Source organism: Glutamicibacter sp. NPDC087673, assembly GCF_044743255.1.
In the GTDB taxonomy this organism is placed as follows: domain Bacteria; phylum Actinomycetota; class Actinomycetes; order Actinomycetales; family Micrococcaceae; genus Glutamicibacter.
This window is the reverse complement of sequence record NZ_JBIUWB010000006.1, coordinates 97765-118912: the sequence shown is the minus strand read 5'-3', so window position 1 is coordinate 118912 and position 21148 is coordinate 97765. Positions and strand designations below refer to the sequence as shown.

The 21148-nt window shown below is 62.3% G+C and carries 18 protein-coding genes and 1 tRNA gene; 4 read left to right on the top strand and 15 right to left on the bottom strand.

Annotated elements, in window-relative coordinates; genetic code table 11:
• Nucleotides 1-72 precede the first annotated feature (72 nt).
• From atpB to argS, 12 genes are all read right to left on the bottom strand, one after another.
• Complete coding sequence (atpB, locus tag ACIOTL_RS14830; RefSeq protein ID WP_105658410.1) at nucleotides 73-864, bottom strand: F0F1 ATP synthase subunit A; 792 nt, start codon at nucleotides 862-864, stop codon at nucleotides 73-75.
• A gap of 285 nt (nucleotides 865-1149) precedes the next feature.
• A complete protein-coding gene (locus ACIOTL_RS14825; protein ID WP_146112315.1) occupies nucleotides 1150-1506 on the bottom strand; it encodes a hypothetical protein in 357 nt (118 codons plus the stop codon).
• Between the two features lie 247 nt (nucleotides 1507-1753).
• The gene (locus ACIOTL_RS14820; RefSeq protein ID WP_400343290.1) at nucleotides 1754-2875 is read right to left on the bottom strand and encodes an MraY family glycosyltransferase; all 1122 of its coding nucleotides are present in this window, start codon (nucleotides 2873-2875) and stop codon (nucleotides 1754-1756) included.
• Nucleotides 2872-3555 carry an L-threonylcarbamoyladenylate synthase gene (locus ACIOTL_RS14815; RefSeq protein ID WP_400343288.1) on the bottom strand — a complete coding sequence of 228 codons (684 nt, stop codon included), beginning with the start codon at nucleotides 3553-3555 and terminating at the stop codon, nucleotides 2872-2874. The genes ACIOTL_RS14820 and ACIOTL_RS14815 overlap by 4 nt, the downstream gene beginning before the upstream one ends.
• Before the next feature lie 34 nt (nucleotides 3556-3589).
• Nucleotides 3590-4447, bottom strand: a complete 858-nt coding sequence (prmC, locus tag ACIOTL_RS14810; RefSeq protein ID WP_400343286.1) for a peptide chain release factor N(5)-glutamine methyltransferase — start codon at nucleotides 4445-4447, stop codon at nucleotides 3590-3592.
• Between the two features lie 7 nt (nucleotides 4448-4454).
• The gene (gene prfA / locus ACIOTL_RS14805; protein WP_105658405.1) at nucleotides 4455-5528 is read right to left on the bottom strand and encodes a peptide chain release factor 1; all 1074 of its coding nucleotides are present in this window, start codon (nucleotides 5526-5528) and stop codon (nucleotides 4455-4457) included.
• 188 nt (nucleotides 5529-5716) lie between these two features.
• Complete coding sequence (gene rho / locus ACIOTL_RS14800; RefSeq protein ID WP_400343284.1) at nucleotides 5717-7957, bottom strand: transcription termination factor Rho; 2241 nt, start codon at nucleotides 7955-7957, stop codon at nucleotides 5717-5719.
• 335 nt (nucleotides 7958-8292) lie between these two features.
• Nucleotides 8293-9225, bottom strand: coding sequence for a homoserine kinase (thrB, locus tag ACIOTL_RS14795; RefSeq protein ID WP_400343282.1), 933 nt, complete (start codon nucleotides 9223-9225; stop codon nucleotides 8293-8295).
• A gap of 130 nt (nucleotides 9226-9355) precedes the next feature.
• Nucleotides 9356-10456 (bottom strand): threonine synthase, encoded by a 1101-nt coding sequence (gene thrC / locus ACIOTL_RS14790; protein ID WP_400343280.1) that lies wholly within the window; start codon nucleotides 10454-10456, stop codon nucleotides 9356-9358.
• A 1-nt stretch (nucleotide 10457) separates the two neighbouring features.
• Nucleotides 10458-11744 (bottom strand): homoserine dehydrogenase, encoded by a 1287-nt coding sequence (locus ACIOTL_RS14785; RefSeq protein WP_105662581.1) that lies wholly within the window; start codon nucleotides 11742-11744, stop codon nucleotides 10458-10460.
• Complete coding sequence (gene lysA, locus ACIOTL_RS14780) at nucleotides 11745-13166, bottom strand: diaminopimelate decarboxylase (protein WP_400343278.1); 1422 nt, start codon at nucleotides 13164-13166, stop codon at nucleotides 11745-11747.
• Between the two features lie 6 nt (nucleotides 13167-13172).
• Nucleotides 13173-14816 (bottom strand): arginine--tRNA ligase, encoded by a 1644-nt coding sequence (gene argS / locus ACIOTL_RS14775; protein WP_400343276.1) that lies wholly within the window; start codon nucleotides 14814-14816, stop codon nucleotides 13173-13175.
• A 166-nt stretch (nucleotides 14817-14982) separates the two neighbouring features.
• Here argS and ACIOTL_RS14770 point away from each other — a divergent pair.
• The 4 genes from ACIOTL_RS14770 to ACIOTL_RS14755 all read left to right on the top strand — a co-directional run bounded on the left by ACIOTL_RS14770 (nucleotide 14983) and on the right by ACIOTL_RS14755 (nucleotide 17787).
• Nucleotides 14983-15058, top strand: a tRNA-Arg gene (locus ACIOTL_RS14770).
• A 181-nt stretch (nucleotides 15059-15239) separates the two neighbouring features.
• A complete protein-coding gene (locus ACIOTL_RS14765; RefSeq protein ID WP_332487232.1) occupies nucleotides 15240-16076 on the top strand; it encodes an SDR family NAD(P)-dependent oxidoreductase in 837 nt (278 codons plus the stop codon).
• A gap of 276 nt (nucleotides 16077-16352) precedes the next feature.
• On the top strand, nucleotides 16353-16835 hold the full coding sequence (locus tag ACIOTL_RS14760) for a hypothetical protein (RefSeq protein ID WP_146112314.1): 483 nt from the start codon (nucleotides 16353-16355) through the stop codon (nucleotides 16833-16835).
• Nucleotides 16836-17661: 826 nt separating this feature from the next.
• A complete protein-coding gene (locus tag ACIOTL_RS14755; RefSeq protein ID WP_286134315.1) occupies nucleotides 17662-17787 on the top strand; it encodes a hypothetical protein in 126 nt (41 codons plus the stop codon).
• Nucleotides 17788-18048: 261 nt separating this feature from the next.
• On the opposite strand, the gene ACIOTL_RS14750 is transcribed toward ACIOTL_RS14755, so the two are convergent.
• The 3 genes from ACIOTL_RS14750 to ACIOTL_RS14740 form a co-directional block, all read right to left on the bottom strand.
• Nucleotides 18049-18840: an ABC transporter ATP-binding protein gene (locus ACIOTL_RS14750; protein ID WP_133834474.1), complete on the bottom strand. Its 792-nt coding sequence runs from the start codon at nucleotides 18838-18840 to the stop codon at nucleotides 18049-18051.
• A complete protein-coding gene (locus ACIOTL_RS14745; protein ID WP_105658396.1) occupies nucleotides 18833-19750 on the bottom strand; it encodes an ABC transporter permease in 918 nt (305 codons plus the stop codon). The genes ACIOTL_RS14750 and ACIOTL_RS14745 overlap by 8 nt, the downstream gene beginning before the upstream one ends.
• Nucleotides 19751-19849: 99 nt before the next feature.
• Nucleotides 19850-20845 carry an ABC transporter substrate-binding protein gene (locus tag ACIOTL_RS14740; RefSeq protein ID WP_105658395.1) on the bottom strand — a complete coding sequence of 332 codons (996 nt, stop codon included), beginning with the start codon at nucleotides 20843-20845 and terminating at the stop codon, nucleotides 19850-19852.
• Nucleotides 20846-21148: the final 303 nt, after the last annotated feature.

Below are 21148 nucleotides of genomic sequence, written 5' to 3'. Positions count from 1 at the left end.
CGGTAGGTTGTGAGGTATTCCTTGAGCGACTCAAGGAAGATCTTTATGGGTTGGAAGAAAAGAAGTGTTGGCCTAGTGGGCGTCGGCTTCGATTGCACCCTGGAGGTAGATCGCGGTCAGCAGGGCGAAAACAAACGCCTGCAGGACCATGATCAGCAGTTCCAGGAAGTACATGGCGACCGAGCCAACGATGACCAGGATGCCAAGGCCGTTCATGGCCAGGGAGTCCTGGACAACGATCAGGTGACGAGCGCCGGCAGCTGCCAGCATCACGATCATGTGACCGGCCAGCATCGTTGCCATCAAACGCAGCGAGTGCGTCAGCGGGCGAACGATGAAGTTAGAAATGATTTCCAACGGAATCATCAGTGGCATGATCCAGCCCGGAACACCGGACGGGACGACGGCCAACTTGAAGTAGCGGATACCGTGGTTCTTCAGGCCTACAGCAATCCAGGTGCCGTAGATGATGATAGCCATCGCGTATGCAGAACCAGCGTGTGAGAACGATGGAAGCTGCAGGAACGGAATCGCGCCGAAGAGGTTGTTCAGCAGTACGAAGAAGAAGGTCGCGAACAGCAGAGGAATCCAAGGACGGAAGTTCTTCTCGCCGATGATGTCGCGGCCAATTCCGTTACGTACAAACGCGTAACCGGACTCAGCGATGTACTGCATCTTGCCTGGAACCAGCTTCGGGTTCTTGATGGCCACGGTGAAGAACCAAGAGATAAGCACGATCGACAAAACGATCATGAGCATCTGCTTGCCGAAACCCGTGCCATACTCAGCCATCCACGGGAAAAGATCGGGGAGGTGGGTATCGGAAACGGATGGCGGTACGAAGCCGCCTTCTTCTGAGGCCATTGGGAGCGCAAACGCGAACAACGCGCTGTCCTCTCTGCAGTAACGGTCACGGGCAAAAGGCGGTGACTGGCGGTAACTGCCTCTCACCGTGTGAAGAAAAGATCAAACGGGGATCCCATCATGGCCCATGCCAGAAGCATCAACCCTGATGAAGGTCCATCTGCGGGTTACCCCGCGGATGCATATTGCGTATTCCGCCCGCAGTTGAGCGGACGGCCAAAAATGACCCGAAGTAAGCTTATCAAACTCACAGCACCCCACCGACACAAAGTCGCGCGGAATACTCTATTCCTCGTTGTAGATAGCCAGGCGCGCCTTCATGAAAGCACGCACCTCGCCAACCTGCCAGGCAACAAGGGAGATAGCTGCTGCAAGAACGAATCCCTGGCGATTAACCCAATCGGGCAACCCCAGGTTCAACAACACGAAGGCGATGCCAAAAACCTTGATGACAAAGACACCCAAGAACGCGGGCATGGCCCACGAGTGGCGAATTCGCCCTGCAGCTTCGGCAATGAGAATGCCAATCGCGAAAAAGCCAATCACAATCCCGGCAGCCAGCGCGCCAGAAAGCGCGTAGCGAAGATCGGCAACCAACCATGAAATCAGGAAAAATATGGCGGTAGCGATCAGCGAATACACCAGTGACAAGCCAAGAATCGGCAACCAGATGGATTTCGGGGCTGACGAAGCACTGACGCGGGCAGAACCAGAATTCACGTCCGCAACCTTTCTTCGTCAACACCGAGGAACCATCGTGCACCCATCGATGCTGATGAAACTTGAAACTTCCACCTATTCCCTAAAGAGCAGATGAAAGAAGATCCAGATTGAATTCTACACGAGATAGAAACAGATTGCTTGTGCGTTACCCTGCTATTTGATCGGGCTAGGCTTTGCCCATGCGCTTGCGTAAGGCCTCGACCCGCTTGATCACCAGGGGACGCCACGTTGCAACCGCTGCCACTAGGAACAACAGCAAGGCCATCGGGACCACCAGAATGAACGGGATGAAGGCGATGGAAACCACTGAGACTGCAATCACGGCGGCCCACAGGTAGAGCAGAACTACCGATTGGCGCACCGAGTGGCCTTGGGCCAGCATCCGGTGGTGGATGTGCTTGGCATCCGGGGAAAAGGGTGAGCGTTTGTTGGCCAGCCGGCGGAAGACCGAGAGTACAAGGTCCAGTACTGGTAGGAAGACGATCACCATCGGCAGCAGCATCGGCATGTAGGCCGGGATGTTGCGGAAGCGCCGGGCCTCCAGGCCCTGCACATCACCGGTCACCGCCACCGCGGCCACCGAGAGGATCATGCCGATGGCGAGAACGCCGGTCTCCCCCATGAAGATATTCGCCGGGTTGAAGTTGTGCGGCAAGAAGCCCAGGCAGGCACCGAGCAGCAAGGCGCAGAGCAAGGCCCCGATGTTCGCGTAGTCATCGGCGCTCACGTGCGTAGCCAGCACATAGGAGTACACGAAGAAGGTCGCCGCGCCAATGGCGGCCAGGCCCGCGGCCAGGCCATCCAATCCATCGGAGAAGTTGATCGCGTTCATGGTCAGCACGATCAGGAAAATGGTCACCGAAATCTGCATCCATTGCTCATCGATCTGCCACGACCCCACGGGCAGGGACTGGATGACGATTCCGTTGGTGGCGACCAGCCAGCCGATCAGGATCTGGCCGGCGAGCTTCAGCCACCACTTCAGGTCGAACATGTCATCGGCCAGGCCCATGAGCACGATGACGCCCAGGGCGTAGGCGATTCCGCGGATTGCGTCGTCATTGCCGAAGACCCCGCGGAAGAAGTGGAAGTTGCTGGCCAGCCATAGCCCTGCGGCGAAAGCGGCGATAATCGCCAGGCCGCCGAACTTCACGATCGGTTTTTCGTGCTGGTCGCGTTCGCGCACCAGCTGGTTGCCGGTGAAACGGTGGCCAAGGGTGCGGATGATCGGGGTGAGCAGGAACGAAACCGTAAAGCTGAATGCTATGAGCAGTACGTATGTTCTCATGCGCCGGTTTCCGGTGCGTCCTGTCCCAAATCGAGAATGCCAGGGACGACCACGCGCAATTCCTCAATGGAAATCGCGCCCGAGCGAACCACCTGCAGGTTCTGGCCGGTGCAATCGATGATGGTCGATGGCAGGACCTCTTCCCCGGCCTCGCCGCGCGGGCCGCCGTCGAGGTAGACATCCACCGACTCCCCGAGCTGCGCGAAAGCCTGCTCGACATCCAGCGCCGCCGCGTTGCCGGTGCGGTTGGCCGAGGACACGGCCAGCGGGCCGGTCTGACCCAGGAGTTCCAAGGCGGTGTCGTCGTTGGGCACGCGCAGCGCCACGGTGCCGCGGGTCTCCCCCAGATCCCAGGTCAGCGAAGGCTGGGCCTGCAGGATCAGGGTGAGTCCGCCTGGCCAGAACGCTTCGGCCAGCTTGCGCGCGGCCTCTGGGATGTCCCTGGCCAATCCGTCCATGGTGGAACTCTGGGCGATCAGCACCGGCGGGGGCATGGTGCGGTTGCGGCCTTTGGCAGCCAGCAGCATCGCCACGCCCTGGGCGCTGAATGCATCGGCGCCGATCCCGTAGACGGTATCTGTAGGCAAGACGATGCAGCGCTTGTCCGCCAGCGCGGCCTTGGCTGCGGTGATGCCTTCAGCGTGTTCCTGCTCGTTGCTTACCGAAAATGTTGTGCTCACGGGATCATTCTTTCATGCACTGGGTGTGGTTTGGTTATTGCGGCGCGTAGCCGGATGTGGCGCGGGCGCGCCCGGTCAAATCTTCATGGCCAGCTACCTGCGTGAAACCGGCCGCGCGCAGCATGGCTGCCGCGGTTTCGTGCTGCACTTCGGCGTGTTCCATCACGTAGTAGCCGCCGGGACGCAAGAGCTTCATGGCTTGGGCGGTAATGGCACGCGGAATGTCCAGTCCGTCCTCCCCGAGCCCGTACAACGCCATTTCCGGGTCGTGCTCGCGCACTTCCACTTCGCGCGGCACCGCGTTGGGCGGAATATACGGCGGATTGGAGATCACCAGGTCCATGGTGCCTTCCAGTTCCCCGGGGACCGCCGTGGCATCCTGGTGCAGCACGGTGACCCGGTGCGGCTCGCAGTTGGCCCGGGTGTAGCCGATGGCATCCTCCGAGAGCTCCACGGCCCAGACGCTGGCTGCTGGCACTTCGCTGGCCACGGACGCTGCAATGGCGCCGGAGCCCGAGCACAAATCAATGCACCGCGGGGTGCCGATGCCTTGGCCGGCCAGGAAATCAAGGCCGACCTGCACCACGGTTTCGGTTTCCGGGCGCGGGGTGAATACTCCCGGTCCCACCTTCAGCTCCAGGTAGCGGAAGTACGCCACGCCAGTCAGGTGCTGCAGCGGGATGCGGGTGCGCCGGGCGGCCACCAGGGCGGTGAATTGCTCCCGGGATCCAGGGTCGAGGTCCTCGCCACGCAGTTCGCGCAGCTTCAGTTCCGAGCGGTCAATGCCCAGCACGTGGCACAGCAGCAGGTCGACGTCGACGCCGGGGCTTGGCACCCCGGCGTCGGCCAGCGCCGCAATCGCCTGGCGGCGTACGGCAGTGAGTTCTTCCAAGGCGTCGTTACTCGCCCAGCGCTGCCAAGCGCTCTTCCTCGTCCATCTGGATGCAGGATTCAACCACCGGCTGCAGGTCCCCGTCCATCACGGCGTCAAGGTTGTAGGCCTTGTAGCCGGTGCGGTGGTCGGCAATGCGGTTTTCCGGGTAGTTGTAGGTGCGGATGCGCTCGGAGCGGTCCATGGTGCGGATCTGGCTTGCACGCTGGGCCGAGTTCTCCTTGTCGATGATCTCCTGCTGGTGGGCCAGCAGGCGCGAACGCAGCACGCGCATCGCGGCTTCGCGGTTCTGGATCTGCGACTTCTCGTTCTGCATGGCCACCACGATGCCGGTGGGCAGGTGGGTAATGCGCACCGCGGAGTCGGTGGTGTTCACCGACTGGCCGCCGGGGCCCGAGGAACGGTAGACATCGATCTTCAGGTCGTTCTGGTGGATGTCGACTTCTTCGGGCTCGTCCACCTCGGGCAGGACCAGCACGCCGGCAGCCGAGGTGTGGATGCGGCCCTGGGATTCGGTGACCGGCACGCGCTGCACGCGGTGCACGCCGCCTTCGAACTTCAGCTGGGCGTAGACGCCTTCGGCCGGGTCATTCGATTTGCCCTTGATGGCAACCTGGGCGTCCTTGTAGCCGCCGAGGTCGGACTCGTTGAAGGAGATCATCTCCACCTTCCAGCCCTTGTGCTCGGCGAAACGGGTGTACATGCGCAGCAGGTCGGCTGCGAACAGCGCTGCTTCGTCGCCGCCCTCGCCGCCCTTGACTTCGAGGATCACGTCGCGGCCGTCGTTCTCGTCGCGCGGGATCAGCAGGCGGCGCAGCTTCTCCTCGAGCTCTGGCAGGGCGGCGGTGAGGGTTTCCACCTCTTCTGCGAAGTCCGGATCCTCGTCAGCCATTTCCTTGGCTGCTTCCAGGTCCTCGGTGGCGGCGTGCCACTTGTTGTAGGCCTCGACGATGCCGTTCAGCTGTGCCGAGCGGCGGCCGAGCTTGCGGGCCAGCGCCTGGTCGGCGTACACCGCTGGATCCGAGAGCTGCGCCTGGATTGCGGCATGCTCTTCTAGTAGCGACTTGACGGACTCGAACATGGTGGGTGTGCTTCCTTGTTGGCGTTTTCCGCGCAGTGCCGCCGGCTATTGCGGCTGGGGCACTGCTGGAATTCAATTCTAAACGCTGCGCCGGCCGGGGCCGGCGTGCGAGGTGTCACTACGCGCCGATGGCGTCCAGCCAGCTGCCGGTGCGGCAAGCTGGCTGGACGCCATGGCGGTGGGTGGTGCTAATCCTTGTTTGGAGTGGTCTTGTTGACCAGCATCAAGAATTCCGCGTTCGATCCGGTTTCGCGGATCTTCCCGGTGAGCACTTCCAGTGCCTGCTGCGGATCGATGCCCGAGAGCATGCGGCGCAGGCGCCACATGATGCGCACCTCTTCGGCACTCATCAGCTGCTCTTCGCGGCGGGTCGAGGAAGCGTTGACATCCACTGCCGGGAAGATGCGCTTCTCGGCCAGCTGGCGCGAAAGGCGCAGCTCCATGTTGCCGGTGCCCTTGAATTCCTCGAAGATGACCTCGTCCATCTTGGAACCGGTCTCCACCAGGGCGGTAGCCAGGATGGTCAGCGAGCCGCCATTCTCGATGTTGCGGGCTGCACCGAAGAAGCGCTTCGGCGGGTACAGCGCTGCCGAGTCGACGCCGCCGGAGAGGATGCGGCCCGAGGCCGGAGCGGCCAGGTTGTAGGCACGGCCCAGGCGGGTCATCGAGTCCAGCAGGACCACGACATCCATGCCCATTTCCACCAGGCGCTTGGCGCGCTCGATGGCCAGCTCGGCCACGGTGGTGTGGTCATCGGCCGGGCGGTCGAAGGTCGAGGCGATGACCTCGCCCTTCACGGTGCGCTGCATGTCGGTGACTTCTTCGGGACGCTCATCAACGAGCACCATCATCAGGTGCACTTCCGGGTTGTTGATGGTGATCGCGTTGGCAATGGCCTGCAGGATCAAGGTCTTGCCGGCCTTCGGAGGCGAAACGATCAGGCCGCGCTGGCCCTTGCCGATTGGCGCGACCAGGTCGATGACGCGCGGGCCGACCAGCTTCGGATCGGTTTCCAGGCGCAGGCGCTCGGTCGGGTACAGCGGGACGAGCTTGTTGAACTCGACGCGTTCGCGGTTGTCCTCTGGCTTCTTGCCGTTGACCGAAGTCAGCTGCACCAGGGCGTTGAACTTCTGGCGGGGGTTCGGGGTCTCGCCCTCGCGTGGCTGGCGGATCGCGCCAACGATGGCGTCGCCCTTGCGCAGGTTGTACTTCTTGACCTGGCCCAGGGTGACGTAGACGTCGTTCGGGCCGGGCAGGTAGCCGGAGGTGCGCACGAAGGCGTAGTTCTCCAGCACGTCCAGGATGCCGGCGATCGGCAATACGACGTCGTCCTCGCTCAGCTGCGGCTCGTCGTCATCACGGCGGTTGCGGCGGTTGCGGTTGTTGCGATCGTTGCGGTCGTTGTTGCGATCGTTGCGATCATTGTTGCGCTCGCGGCGGTTGCTGCGGTCATTGCGATCGTTGCGGTCGTTGTTGCGCTCACGGCGCTCGCGGCGGTCATTGCGGTCGCCACGCTCGGAACGGTCCTCGATGTTCTCCGAGTCGTTCGAGTCGTTGTTGCGCTCGTTGCGATCATTGCGATCGTTGTTGCGCTCATTGCGGTCGTTGTTGCGCTCGTTGCGGTCGTTGTTGCGCTCGTTGCGGCGGTTGTTGCGCTCGCGGCGCTCTTCGCGGCGGTCGGTGCGCTCTTCAGCGTTCTCCGACTCGGCAACTTCGGTGCGCTCGGTGCGCTCAGTGTTGCGATCGCGGCGGTTGCCACGCTCACGGCGGTTGCCGCGCTCGCGGCGCTCTTCGCGTGCTTCGCCGTTGTTCTCGGCGTTCTCCGCCGGTGCCTCGGCCTGCTCGGCTACCTGCTCTGCTGGCTGGTCAACCGGCTTGTTGTTCCGCGAGTTGCGGCGCTGGCGTGGAGCCTTGGGCTCCTCGGCTGGTGCCTGGTTCTCGGCTGGTGCCTCGGTAGCGGCTTCGTTGGCTTCGGCAGGAGCCGCAACCTTGCCCGAGTCGGTCACGCGGCGCGAGGTGCGGCGTGCGCGAGCTGGCTTTTCCGCCGGATCTTCAGCAGCCGCGCCGGCCTCTGGTGCGTTCTCGGTCTCGGCCTGCGCCTGGGCCGCGGCCTTTGGCGCACGACGTGCACGGGTCTTGGTTTCCTTGGCCTGCTCGGCTGGAGCTTCAGCCTTCGCTGCGGGAGCTTCGGTCTTGGCAGACTTCGCTTCCTGTGCGGCCTTGGCGTCCTTGGCGGCAACGGAGCCACCGCGCTGGTGGTCGCCGATGGCCTTGACCAGATCAGCCTTGCGCATCCGCGAACCGCCGGTGATACCCAGCTGCGAAGCCAACTGCTGGAGCTGGGTCATTTTCAAAGAGGCCAGTCCGGCGCTCTTGTTTTCGGAAGTCTTGGTGTCCACGCCTTCGTTGAGGCTCGTGGTTTCGGTCACGAAAGTTCCTTCTGACTCGTAGGATGGGCCGCTTCAAGGCAGGCCCACTATGCCGTAAATGATGTTCAGCAGCCGAAGATTTCGTGGCTACTTCACTTTCTCCCCGCAAGATGGCCCAGAATTCGGGGCAAAACTGCAGTGGATTAGAGAGACTGACATCTCCTAGGCACGAAGACGTACCTGAATGCGGGATATCAAAGTTGCTGCGAACTGCAGGAAGATCCGGGACGGCTGGACGGATGAAATGGGGTTCGAGAACCGAATTTATCCGCATCAACACTGGCCACAAAGGATTCGGACCGGGCTACTGCCCAGCTATCCGGCCTGCCATGGTGTTACAGCACTTCTACTGTAACACCGTTGGCGGCCAGCTTGGGAACTTCAGCACGCCAAGACACTGGAGATCCTGCAGAGAATTCATCGATGGCCGCTTGCACGGCAGCGACCTGTTCATCGCTGGCCACCAGGGTCAACACGGTCGGTCCGGCACCGGAAACCACTGCGGCCAGGCCTGCACCGCGCAGCTTGGCAATCAGCGCCGCGCTTTCGGGCATGGCCGCGGCGCGATAGTCCTGGTGCAGGTAGTCCTTGGTGCCGCCCAGCAGCTGGCGCGGATCGTTGCTCAGCGCATGGATCAGCAGCGCGGCGCTCGCGCTGTTCGCCGCGGCTACCGCGTGGTCGACCCGTTCAGGCAGCGCGCCGCGCGCGACCTCGGTGGACAAACCGTTGGACGGGATCGCCAGCACTGCGCGCAGGTCCGGGTGCAGGGGCACCTGCACCGAGCTGAAGCTGCCGGCGGCATCGGTGGCAGAGATGCTCAGCCCGCCAAAGACCGCCGGAGCCACATTGTCCGGGTGCCCTTCCCACGCTGCAGCCGACTGGAAGATCCGCTCGGTCCCGCCACGGGCTTGGGCTGGAAGCAGCGCATCGGCGGCGGCGTAGGCTGCGACAATCGCCGCGGCCGAGGATCCCATGCCGCGCGCGTGCGGGATGTTGTTATGCGCCACCAGCTGGACGCCTACCGGTTCAAAACCGGCGTCTTTCCAGTAGCGGTGCATTTCCTTGATGATCAGATGCGACTCATCGCGTGGCAGCTCCTGCGCCCCATCGCCGAAAATCTCGACACTGCTGGACTGCGCGGTGCGCACTTCGAGGCGGTCGCGGTATTCCAGGGCCAGGCCCAGCGAATCGAAGCCAGGACCGAGGTTGGCTGAGGTGGCCGGCGGGGAAACGATCAACTTCTGGCCCAGGGCGATCTGCTGCGTCATGGTTCCTTCAAGAATTCGGTGCGATAGGTATCAGGTGCGCAACGGCCCGCCGCGATTGGCTCCCCCAGTCCGGGAGAGCCAATGACGCGGCGGGCCGTCGTGCTGCCGGCGGCTGGCCGGCGAAAAGCTGCTAGGCCAGGCCCAGCGCGCCGGCGACCTCGACCACGTCGAAGGCCACCTTCTTCGGCGCAACTTCCGAGCCGTCGGCCTGCTTCAGGGCCCAGTCCGGGTCCTTCAGGCCGTGGCCGGTCACGGTGATCACGATCTTCTTGCCGGTCGGCGCAGTGCCGGCGGCGTGGTGCTTGAGCAGGCCGGCCACGCCGGCTGCCGAAGCTGGCTCCACGAAGACGCCTTCGCGGCTGGAAAGCCAGCGGTGGGCTTCGAGGATCTGCTCGTCGGTGACCGAGTCGATCTGCCCGCCGGACTCATCGCGGGCGGCTTCGGCCTGTTCCCAGGATGCCGGATTGCCGATGCGGATGGCGGTGGCAATGGTATCCGGTTCGGTGATCGGGTGGCCGGCCACGATCGGGGCGGCCCCGGCGGCCTGGAAGCCCCACATGACCGGGTTCTTGGTGGACACCGGCTCCAGCACCTTGCCCGCCTCATTGGTCCACTTGGAGGAATACTCCTTGTAGCCCTTCCAGTACGCGGTGATGTTGCCCGCGTTGCCTACCGGCAGCAGGTGGTAATCCGGGGCGTCGCCCAAGAAGTCGACGACCTCGAAGGCGCCGGTCTTCTGGCCCTGGATGCGGGCCGGGTTCACCGAATTCACCAGGAACACCGGGTAGTTCTCGCTGAGCTTGCGCGCCACTTCCAGGCAGTTGTCGAAGTTGCCGTCGATCTGGATGATGTCCGCACCGTGGGCGATCGCCTGGGACATCTTGCCCATGGAGATCTTGCCATCCGGCACCAGCACCGCGCACTTCAGCCCGGCCTGGGTAGCGTAGGCGGCGGCCGAAGCGGAGGTGTTGCCGGTGGAGGCGCACACCACGGCCTTGGCGCCGGCAGCCACCGCTGCGGTCATCGCCATGGTCATGCCGCGGTCCTTGAAGGAACCGGTCGGGTTCATGCCCTCGACCTTCAGGTACACCTCGTTGCCGGTCTGCGCCGACAGCGCCGGGGCGTAGACCAGCGGGGTGCCGCCCTCGCCCAGGGTGATGACCTTGGTGTTTTCGTCTACTGGCAGGCGATCGGCATATTCGCGGATCACTCCGCGCCACTGGTGAGCCACGTTAGTTTCCTTCAACTCGCATAACGGATAGAACAGAGTGCACCGCGTCCAGCGCGGTCAGCGCCTCGACGGTGCTGGCCAGGGCCGCTTCGGTGCCCTGGTGGGTCAGGATGCGCAGCTGCGCGCCGGCTTCGGCGTCCACCTGCTGGCTCATCGACTCGATGGAAACCCCGTGCTCGCCGAAGACGGTGGCGATGGCGGCCAGCACGCCGGACTGGTCCTTGACCGACAGGCCAATCCAGTAGCGGGTGTCGATGGCCTCGAAGTCCAGCATCCGTGGCGCCTGGTTAACCGAGCCGTTGGGCAGCGGGGCTCCGGCAGCGATCTGGCGGGCCACGGCAACGACGTCGCCCATGACCGCCGACGCGGTCGGGTTGCCACCGGCTCCAGCCCCGTAGAACATCAGGTCGCCGGCGTTCTGCGCTTCGACGAACACGGCGTTGAACGCGCCATGCACGGTAGCCAGCGGGTGGCTGCGGCGCACCAGGGCCGGGTAGACGCGCACCGAAATCCCGGCTTCGGCCTGCTCGGCGATGGCCAGCAGCTTGATCACGTAGCCGGCGGCGGCCGCGGCCGCGACATCGGCGGCGCTGACTTCGGTGATGCCCTGGGTCCAGACCTGGTCCGAGGACACGGTGGTGTGGAAGGCCAGCGAGGCCAGGATCGCGGCCTTCGCGGCGGCATCGTGCCCGCCCACGTCGGCGGTTGGATCGGCTTCCGCGTAGCCCAGCGCCTGGGCTTCGGCCAGCACGTCGTCGAACGCGGCACCGGTGGTGTCCATGGCGTCGAGGATGAAGTTGGTGGTGCCGTTGACGATGCCCATCACCTTGGTGATGTGGTCCCCGGCCAGCGAGTCAGCAATCGGGCGCAGGATCGGGATGGCCCCGGCCACCGCGGCCTCGTAGCGCAGCTGGGCGCCGTTGCCGGCAGCGATCGCGTTCAGTTCGGCGCCCTTGAGCGCAATCAGCGCCTTGTTGCCGGTGATGACGCTGGCACCCTTGGCAAGGGCGGCGGCGATGTATTCGCCGGCCGGCTCCATGCCGCCGAGCAGTTCGATGACCACATCGGCCTGGGCGATCAGCCCGTGGGCGTCGGTGGTGAAAAGCTCCTGGGGCAGCACTGCATCGCGCTTGGCATCCGGGTTGCGCACGGCAATGCCGATCAGCTGCAGGCCGGCGCCCGAGCGGGCAGCCAGTTCGTTTGCATCTTCCAGCAGGATCCGGGCCACTTGGGCTCCGACCGTGCCGCAACCCAGCAGGGCTACCTTCAGGTTCTTTTCGCCGCTCAATTAAACTCCCATGTCACGGGCCAACAAGTCTGTTTCCGTTTCCCTGCGCACGATCAGACGGGCTTGGCCATCGCGTACCGCTACCACCGCGGGGCGGGTGAGGTAGTTGTAGTTGCTCGACAGCGCCCAGCAGTAGGCGCCGGTGGCCGGAACGGCGATCAAATCGCCGGCCGCCACGTCATCGGGCAGGTAAACGTCCTTCACGACTATGTCACCTGACTCGCAATGTTTCCCAACTACACGAGAAATAATTGCGTCGTTTTGCGTCATACGGCTAGCCAGCACGGCGGTATATTGCGCGTCGTAGAGCACCGGGCGCGGATTGTCGCTCATCCCGCCGTCCACCGAAAGGTAGCGACGCGGGTGCAGGGCTCCGGCCTCGTCTTCCACCTGGACGTCCTTGCGCACGCCGGCCTCGTAGAGGGTGAAGGTGCTCGGGCCGGCGATGGCGCGGCCCGGCTCGATGGAAATGCGCGGGCATTCCAGCTCGAGTTCGGCGCAGGTCGCCGAGACCACTTCGGCCATCTGGCCGGCCAGCTTGGCCGGGGTGGAGGGGTGGTCCTCGGAGGTGTAGGCAATGCCGTAGCCGCCGCCCAGATCCAGTTCGGGCAGGGAAACACCATGGATCGAGCGGATCTTGGCCAGCAGGCCGAGCATGGTGCGGGCGACCATTGCGAAGCCTTCGGCCTCGAAGATCTGCGAACCGATGTGGGCGTGCAGGCCCAGCAGGTTGATGTTCTGCGCCTCGATCGCCTGGGCGACCGCACGCAGCGCAGGAGAAGTGCAGGAGGCATCGTCCAGGATGGACAGCCCGAACTTCTGGTCCTCGTGCGCGGTGGCGATGGCCTCATGGGTGGAGGCGTGCACGCCGGGGGTAATGCGCAGCATGACCTGCGCGCTCTGGCCCATGGCGTCGGCGATCGAAATCACCCGGTCCAGCTCGTCCAGCGAGTCGATGACCAGGCGCCCGACGCCCATTTCGATGGCGCGGGTGATCTCGGCAGCCGACTTGTTGTTCCCGTGCAGCGAGAGGTTGGCAGCGGGCACCTTGGCGGCGTTGGCCACGGCCAGTTCGCCCCCGGAGCAGGTATCCAGGCGCAGGCCCTCGTCGGTCACCCAGCGGGCCACCTCGGTGCACAAGAACGCCTTGCCGGCGTAGTAGACGTCGACTCCCCCGCACAGCTGCCTGAACGCGTCGTCGAAGGCGGTCTTGAAACCCCGGGCGCGGGCGCGGAAGTCGTTCTCGTCGAGCACGAACAGCGGGGTGCCGAACTCGGCGGCCAGCTGGGAGACGGGAAGGCCCTGGATGGACAGTTCGCCGCCAACCTCGCGGGAAACCCCCGAAGCCCACTCGATCTGTCGAAGTGCGTTGATGTTTTCCGGGAATTGCAGCCATTGCGGGGCTAGCGGCGATACGGCCATAAGGTCTTACATCCTCTCTGGGGCGGAAACGCCCAGCAGTTCCAATCCATTTGCCAAAACGGTGGTGGCGGCGTCGTTCAGCCACAGCCGGGTGCCGTGCACCGGCGCGACCGCTTCGCCTTCGCCCACCGGGGTGATGCGGGTTGCGGCGTACCACGAGTGGTACGCGCCGGCGACCTGCTCCAGGTAACGGGCAATGCGGTGCGGTTCGCGGAATTCTGCGGCACCGGCAACCACCGACGGGAACTGGCCGAGCACGGCCAGCAGCTCGCTTTCGGTCGGGTCGGTCAGCAGCGCGGCATCGAAGCCGTCACGGGTCACGCCCTTGGCGGCGGCATTGCGGGCCGCGGCGCACGAACGGGCGTGGGCGTACTGGACGTAGAACACCGGGTTGTCATTGGTGTTCTTCTTCAGCTGCTCGGGGTCCAGCGCGATCGGCGAATCAGCCGGGAAACGGGCCAGCGAGTAGCGCAGCGCGTCGGCGCCGATCCAGTTGATCAAATCGCGCAGCTCGATGATGTTGCCCGCGCGCTTGGACAGCTTGGCTCCGTTGACAGAGATCAGCTGGCCGATCAGCACCTCGATGTTCTTGTCCTTGTCATCTCCCGCGCAGGCGGCGATCGCCTTCAGGCGGTTGACGTAGCCGTGATGGTCGGCGCCCAGCAGGTAGATCTTCTCTTCGAAGCCGCGGTCCTTCTTGGACAGGTAGTAGGCGGCATCGGCGGCGAAGTAGGTCGGCTCGCCGTTGGCGCGGATCAGCACGCGGTCCTTGTCATCGCCGAAGTCGGTAGTGCGCAGCCAAACCGCGCCCTCCAGATCGAAGATGTGGCCCTGTTCGCGCAGGCGGGCCACGGCGTCAGCCACCGCACCGCCCTCATGCAAGGTGGTTTCGGAGAAGAACACGTCGAAGCTGACGCCGAAGTCGGCCAGGGTGGACTTGATGTCTTCGAGCTGCGCCTTGTAGGCGGCGTCGCGCAGGGCAGGAATTGCTTCTGCTTCGTCCAGCTCGCGCAGCTGCGGGGCTTGGGCCAGGACGGCGTCGCCCAGTTCCTTGATGTATTCGCCCGGGTAGCCGCCCTCTGGCACTGGCAGGCCGTGGATGCGGTTGTACACCGAACGGGCGAAGACGTTCATCTGGTTGCCGGCATCGTTGATGTAGTACTCGCTGGTCACCGAAGCGCCCGAAGCGCGCAGCACGCGGGAGATGGCATCTCCCAGCGCGGCCCAGCGGGTGTGGCCGATGTGCAGCGGGCCGGTGGGGTTCGCGGAAACGAATTCCATGTTGACCACGTGGCCGGCCAGGGCCTCGTTGCTGCCGTAGGCGGAACCCGCCTCGACGATGGTGCGGGCCAGCTCGCCGGCAGCGCCGGCTTCGAGGGTGATGTTCAGGAAGCCGGGACCTGCGATGTCCACGGCGCCGACTCCTGGGACCGAAGCAAGTCGGGTGGCCAGGATCTGGGCGAAGTCGCGCGGGGCCATGCCGGCCTTCTTGCCCAGCTGCAGCGCGATGTTGGTTGCCCAGTCGCCGTGTTCACGGCTTTTCGGGCGGTCCACGCGTACGGTCTCTGGCACCTCGACGGAGATTTCGCCGGCGGCTACGGCTTCGGTGAGGCATGCGGATATTGCTGCGGAGAGTTCTTCAGGAGTCACCGTTCAAGAATACCGGCAATTGCCGTGCTTCTTCAGCATTCATGACTTGCATCGACTGTGAGACTGGCCCGACCCGGTGACTTTTGCAACACATGCGTGCCAAGGTGCTGGAATTGCGCAGATCAAGTGACGACCTGATAGTATTTTTCCTGTTGCCCAGCAACACGCCTCTGTAGCTCAGTGGATAGAGCGTCTGCCTCCGGAGCAGAAGGCCGAAGGTTCGATTCCTTTCAGGGGCACCACCTAAATTGCAGGTCCTGGTTACCAGGGCCTGCTTTTTTTCGCTCTTCTTCTCACGCCGCAGCTCGCGCGAGGCCGCGAACAATCTCCTGTCAGCATTTTCTGGCAGCTTCCCCGTCGCCACAACCTTTAGCTTCGGCTAGGCCCTAAACTCGGATAAACCAACAAGCGCTTAAGGGCACCATGAAAAAAACCATTCTCATTACCGGAGCCAGCGACGGGATCGGGGCCGCATCGGCCCGAGAACTGTCACGACAGGGGCACCAGATTGTCGTTGTCGGTCGGTCGCAAACCAAAACCCAGGCCATCGCCCATGAGCTAGGCGCCAGCTATTTCGTGGCAGACTTCAGCCAGCTCGCACAGGTACGCGGCCTGGCCACGCAGTTGCTCCAGAAGTATCCCCGAATTGATGTGCTGGCTAATAATGCCGGCGGGATCAAGGCAGAGCGCGAACTGACCGTGGATGGATTCGAAAAGACTTTCCAAGTCAATCATCTAGCGCCCTTCCTGCTCACGAATCTGTTGTTGCAACGACTAATCGATTCGGGTGCCACGGTCATTCAGACCGCCAGCATGGCTGCGCGTCTCATGGCCAAATTCGACATTGCGGACCTACAGGGCGAAAACAGCTACTCACCGAGGGCCGCCTACGGCAATGCAAAGTTGGCGAACATTCTGTTCACCTCGGAATTACAGCGGCGCTTTGGCGGTTCCGGGATTAACGCCGTGGCGTTCCACCCCGGGATCGTTGGCACCAGTTTCGCCTCGGACTCCAAGGGGTTATTGAAGTTCCTTTACCACGGTCCGCTTAGGCGCTTCTTCACGGTCGACTCGACCAAGGGTGCCGACCAGCTCGTCTGGCTTGCGGAGGCGAAGCCTGGCGTGCAATTCGAACCGGGCGCCTACTACGAGTCGGGAAAGATCGCATCGAAGGTCAACCCGCTGATCCATGATGAGGTACTAGCGAAGCAACTCTGGGACCGCTCGGCGACCTTGCTTCAAATCCAGAACTGCACATAGGGGATCTCGGAGTCGACCCGACCGGCCTATTCGGGAACTACTGCCGGCATGGACCGGGCTCGTCACCAATCCGAGATGGCGATACCCGCATCAAATTGCCCGCGGCCGCTAACTGCCCACCGCTTGATGGAAAGAGCGATACTCCATCCACTCGACACTGAATTCGCATCGCTACCATTCAAGAGTTCCTCGGCAAACTACCCGAGCGAAAACGCGGGAAATCGAAGTACTCTCATGAACTCTTGATTTTATCCCGCTAAAAGATAATCTTGACACATGACGAAACGCCTCTTTGGAATCATTTCACTTGCTTCTGTGATTGCTTTGGCACTGTCTTCATGCAGCCCTTCGACTTCCCCTGAGACAGCGCTTGGAGAGATTCCTTCGTCAGATACGTCGGGCAGCACCTCGGAATCGCCAGATCCCCTAAAGAAGCATGCCGAATTCCTCGCCCAGAGCGAAGACTCCTTCAAGATTCTCAATGAAACTCATTCCGTGGGCTCGACCACTCTGCGCCTCGGGGATCTTCCCGGAGGATTTGATTCAGTTGGCTTCATAATTTCATGTGATGCAACGTCCCCTTGGGAGATTATCCTGCTAGGTGGATCAAAAACCGGTGCGAGTGGTTGCGATTCGAATTCAGAAATATATACGAGCCTTTCTACCCCGGCACATCAAATCAACACCAATGAGGTACAGCTCGAATTCAAAGTGCCGGTGGGAGTCTGGGTCACTGTTTATGCCACGAATGAAGAATAAACAGGCGTTTCCGATGTTTCATTTGGACACTAGGCGAAAAGCCTAAAGACATCGCGCGGCAGCTGACTGTCCGCGCTAATGATTCGGCGAAAGCCTAACCGGCATTGCCGAGAGGGAACCAAAGCTCCACTTAGAGCAATAGCCGGGGAAATTTCGCTTTGTATCGCGCTTACGAGATACCCGGATGCCAAGAATCCTGAATCACTAGAATTGCAAAGCTTAGGGATCAACCGTGGATGACTGGGATGCCGGATGCTCGGGCGCAGCAGGATACAGTTCCTCCGGTAGCCCTATAGTGAATCCTTCCTCACGGATACTATGGCCACCGACCCACAGTGAGTGCCGAGCATACTGGTTACCGTCAGTCAGGTGAACGGATACTGCGCTTCCAAACTGCTCTCCAACCACGACCGACACATTTTCAGGTGTAATGCCGTGGTTCTCTAGAATCTGCCGAGTCTGGCTGACCATCTCGTCATCCAAGTTTCCTCCTGGAAATGGCGAAGTAACCCGGCAAACTCCAGTGCGATCGCCAGCATACGCAGCAACTACCAATTCCGTGCCCGCCTGCTCTAACGAGCTGACGGGTTTGTGGCCATCGCAGGTTTCATCGGAGTATTTCCCAGTCAAAGAGCAACCCGACAGCAATCCAGTGATGAGAGCCAGACCGACGACTCCTGTCGCTGCAGCTATGTACGCGCTACGGGTTCTCAATAGTCCACCATTCGTTTCGCAGAAGGTGTTAATCCTAGGCAGGTTTATAGCAATGCATCTTTAACTGCATGAATATTTCTCAAATTCATATTGAGTATCGAAGATCAGCTGCATGAGTAAACCCATTAATGCCACCTACGATGCCAGAGCTGCGGCCGCGCATGTCGCGCTCTCTCATGAGCTAGCAGTTGAAACGGCAGAAATCGAGTCTTCTAGCATGCCGTACCTCGTGAACTAGGATCTTGACAGCGCAGGCAGGCCGACAGGTGTAGAACTGATCCATCCTGCTGGTCACTGCCCCAGCCATGTCCAGTCTGCTTATCGCCAGCAATGCATGTGCCGAGGCGCTCTATCGCCGTTGCGGGTACCAATGGACAGGACAGCAAGTCATCGACCGGAGCTCGGGACGCGTCGAGCACCGCCTGCGCAAACCGCTGACTTAAACCCGACAGGCCCCGCACCCATCGGGTGCGGAGCCTGCACGGATACTGGCCAGCTGCTACTGCAGCATGGTCTTGTCATCGAGCTGTGCGCCCTTGATCTTGCTGAATTCCTCCAGCAGGCCCTTGACGGTCATCTTGGACTTCTCTTCCTGGTCCAGGTCCAGGATGATCTGCCCGTCGTGCATCATGATCAGCCGGGTGCCCAGCTGCAACGCCTGTTCCATATTGTGCGTCACCATCAACGTGGTCAGCTGGTGGCGTTCGACAATTTCCTTGGTCAGGCGCGAGACCAGCGCGGCACGCTGCGGATCCAGGGCCGCGGTGTGCTCATCGAGCAGCAGGATCTTGGGCTTGGAGAAGGTGGCCATCAGCAAGCTCAGCGCCTGGCGCTGGCCGCCCGAGAGCAGGCCCACCTTGGTCTTCAAGCGGCCTTCCAAACCGAGTTCCAGGCTCTTGAGTTCCTCGACGAACAGCTCGCGCCGCTTGGAGCCTACGCCCAGGCCCAGGCCGCGGAAACGGCCGCGGGCGTAGGCCAGAGCCATGTTCTCCTCGATGGACATGGTCGGCGCAGTGCCGGCCATCGGGTCCTGGAATACCCGGCCGATGTACTTGGCGCGGGTGTAGTCGGCCATCCTGGTGACGTTCTTCCCCGCGATGGACACCGAACCGGCATCGGGCTGCAGCTTGCCTGCAACCATATTCAGCACGGTGGACTTGCCGGCGCCGTTGGAGCCGATGACGGTGACGAATTCACCGTCCGACAGGTTCAGGTTGATGTTGCGCAGCGCCTTGCGCTCGTTGACAGTTCCCGGGAAGAACGTGCGCGACAGGTTCTTGATTTCAAGCATTGGTGCGAACCTCTTCCTTGGTTTCAACTGCTGCTGGGGTGCGCTTGAAGTTCTTGATGATCTTCTGGAAGCCCTTCCACTTCGGCAGCAGCAGGGCGACGACGACGAGGACCGCGGAGATCAGCTTCATGTCGTTGACCTCCAGACCTGCCGACAGGGCCATCTGGATCACCAGGCGGTAGATCACTGCGCCGAAGACCACCGCGATGGCGGCCAGCCAGATATAGCGCTGGGTGAAGATCGCCTGGCCGACGATGACCGAGGCCAGGCCGATCAGGATCAGGCCGATGCCCATGCCGATATCGGCGAAGCCCTGGTACTGGGCGATGACCGCACCGGACAGCGCCACCAGGCCGTTGGACAGCGCCAGGCCCAGGATCTTCTGGTTGTCGGTGCTCACGCCGAAGGAACGGATCATTTCCTGGTTGTCGCCGGTGGCCCGCATGGCCATGCCCAGCTCGGTGTGCAGGAACCAGACGATCGCTGCCACGAAGACCAGGCAGACGGCAAAGAGGATGGCCACCGACGCCCATGAGCCGAGCAGGCCCGAGACGCGCATCGGGCTGATCAGGGTCTCCTCCCCCAGCAAGGGGGTGTTGGCCTTGCCCATGATGCGCAGGTTGATCGAGTACAGCGCGATCATGGTCAGGATGCCGGCGAGCAGGCCGTCGATCTTGCCCTTGGTATGCAGCAGGCCGGTAATGACACCGGCAACCATGCCGGCGAAGAAGGCCAGCACGGTGGCCAGCCAGGGATTCATCCCGTTCACGATGCCCACCGAGGCGACGGCGGCACCGGTGGTGAAGCTGCCGTCGACAGTCAGGTCGGGAAAGTCCAGGATACGGAAGGTCAGGTACACCCCGAGCGCCATGATGGCGTAAATCAGGCCGAGTTCAACCGCTGTGATCATGTGTGGATCCTTGAGTTGTAAGTTTTGCAGGTAATCACGACGAAAGGCGAGGCACCAGGTTATGCGCCTCGCCTTGCGTCGGTAAGTTGTTGCCGGGGCTTAGTAGACCTCTACGGCTTCGGACTTCATCTCGTCGGTGAATTCGATGCCTGCCTTCTTGGCGGCATCTTCATTCAGGTAGAGATCGACCTCGGAGATGGTCTCCACCGGCAGGGTTGCCGGCTCGGCCTCGCCCTTGAGCAGCTTCACGGCCATGGCAGCGGTCTGCGCGCCCAGCTTCTCGTAGTTGATGCCGTAGGTTGCGGTAGCGCCGCGCTTGACGGACTCGCCGTCAGCCGAAATGACCGGCACGCCGTTCTTCTCGGCAACCTGCAGCAGGCCTTCCAGGGCGGAAACGACAGCGTTGTCAGTCGGAACGTAGTACGCGTCGACATCCAGCGAGCTGGCGGCCTGCTGGACTTCGCTGGACGCCGAGACTGCGGCTTCTTCAATGGTCAGACCCAGGCCCTTGGCTGCTTCCTTGGCCATCTTCACCTGGACTGCGGAGTTGGCTTCACCCGAGGAGTAGACAATGCCGACCTTCTTGGCATCGGGCACCAGGTCCTTGAGCAACTGCAGCTGCTCGTCGACCGGGTTCATGTCCGACGTGCCGGTGACATTCGCGCCCGGAGCTTCATTGGAGGCGACCAGCTTGGCATCAACCGGGTCGGTCACAGCGGAGAAGAGCACCGGAACCTTGGTAATCGCCTGCGCCGCAGCCTGGGCCGATGGGGTAGCAATTGCCAGCACCAGGTCGATATCCGAATCAGCGGCGAGCTTGCCGGCAATCGAGGTGTTGGTAGCCTGATCGGTTTCGGCGTTGTTCTCGTCGTAGCTGATCTTCTCGCCGGTGTAGCCGGCTTCTTCCATGCCTGCCTTGAAGCCGGTGACCACTGCGTCCAGCGAAGGGTGCGAGACGAACTGGGAGATGCCGATCTTGACGGCCTCGTCGCCGCCCTCCGCGGTGCCCTGCTCGCCACTGCCGCCGCAGGCGGTCAGGGCCAGTGCGCCAGCTGCTGCGATGGCAGCGAATTTCATGGCGGTGAAGCTCTTCATTGAAGTTCCTTTCAAAGTTCCCTTGCGAGTGATTCCCACCGATAGCGCGGAAGCCTGGTTATGAAGCGCAACTGGTGCGCAGCATGCGGGAACCGTCCAGGCATCACATCGATGATTACCCCCGATCTTACATGTGAACGACCTCACCTCGCCTACAATCAAGGTCGATTCCTAGACGTTTGCATCTTGATACGGATTCTTGTGGACACAAATGCTCCGCCGGGAAGCAGAATCTGGAAGTTTTGTATTTACCGGCCCGAACTTGTCGACAATTGCTTGGACAATCTGAAAATTTGACTCATG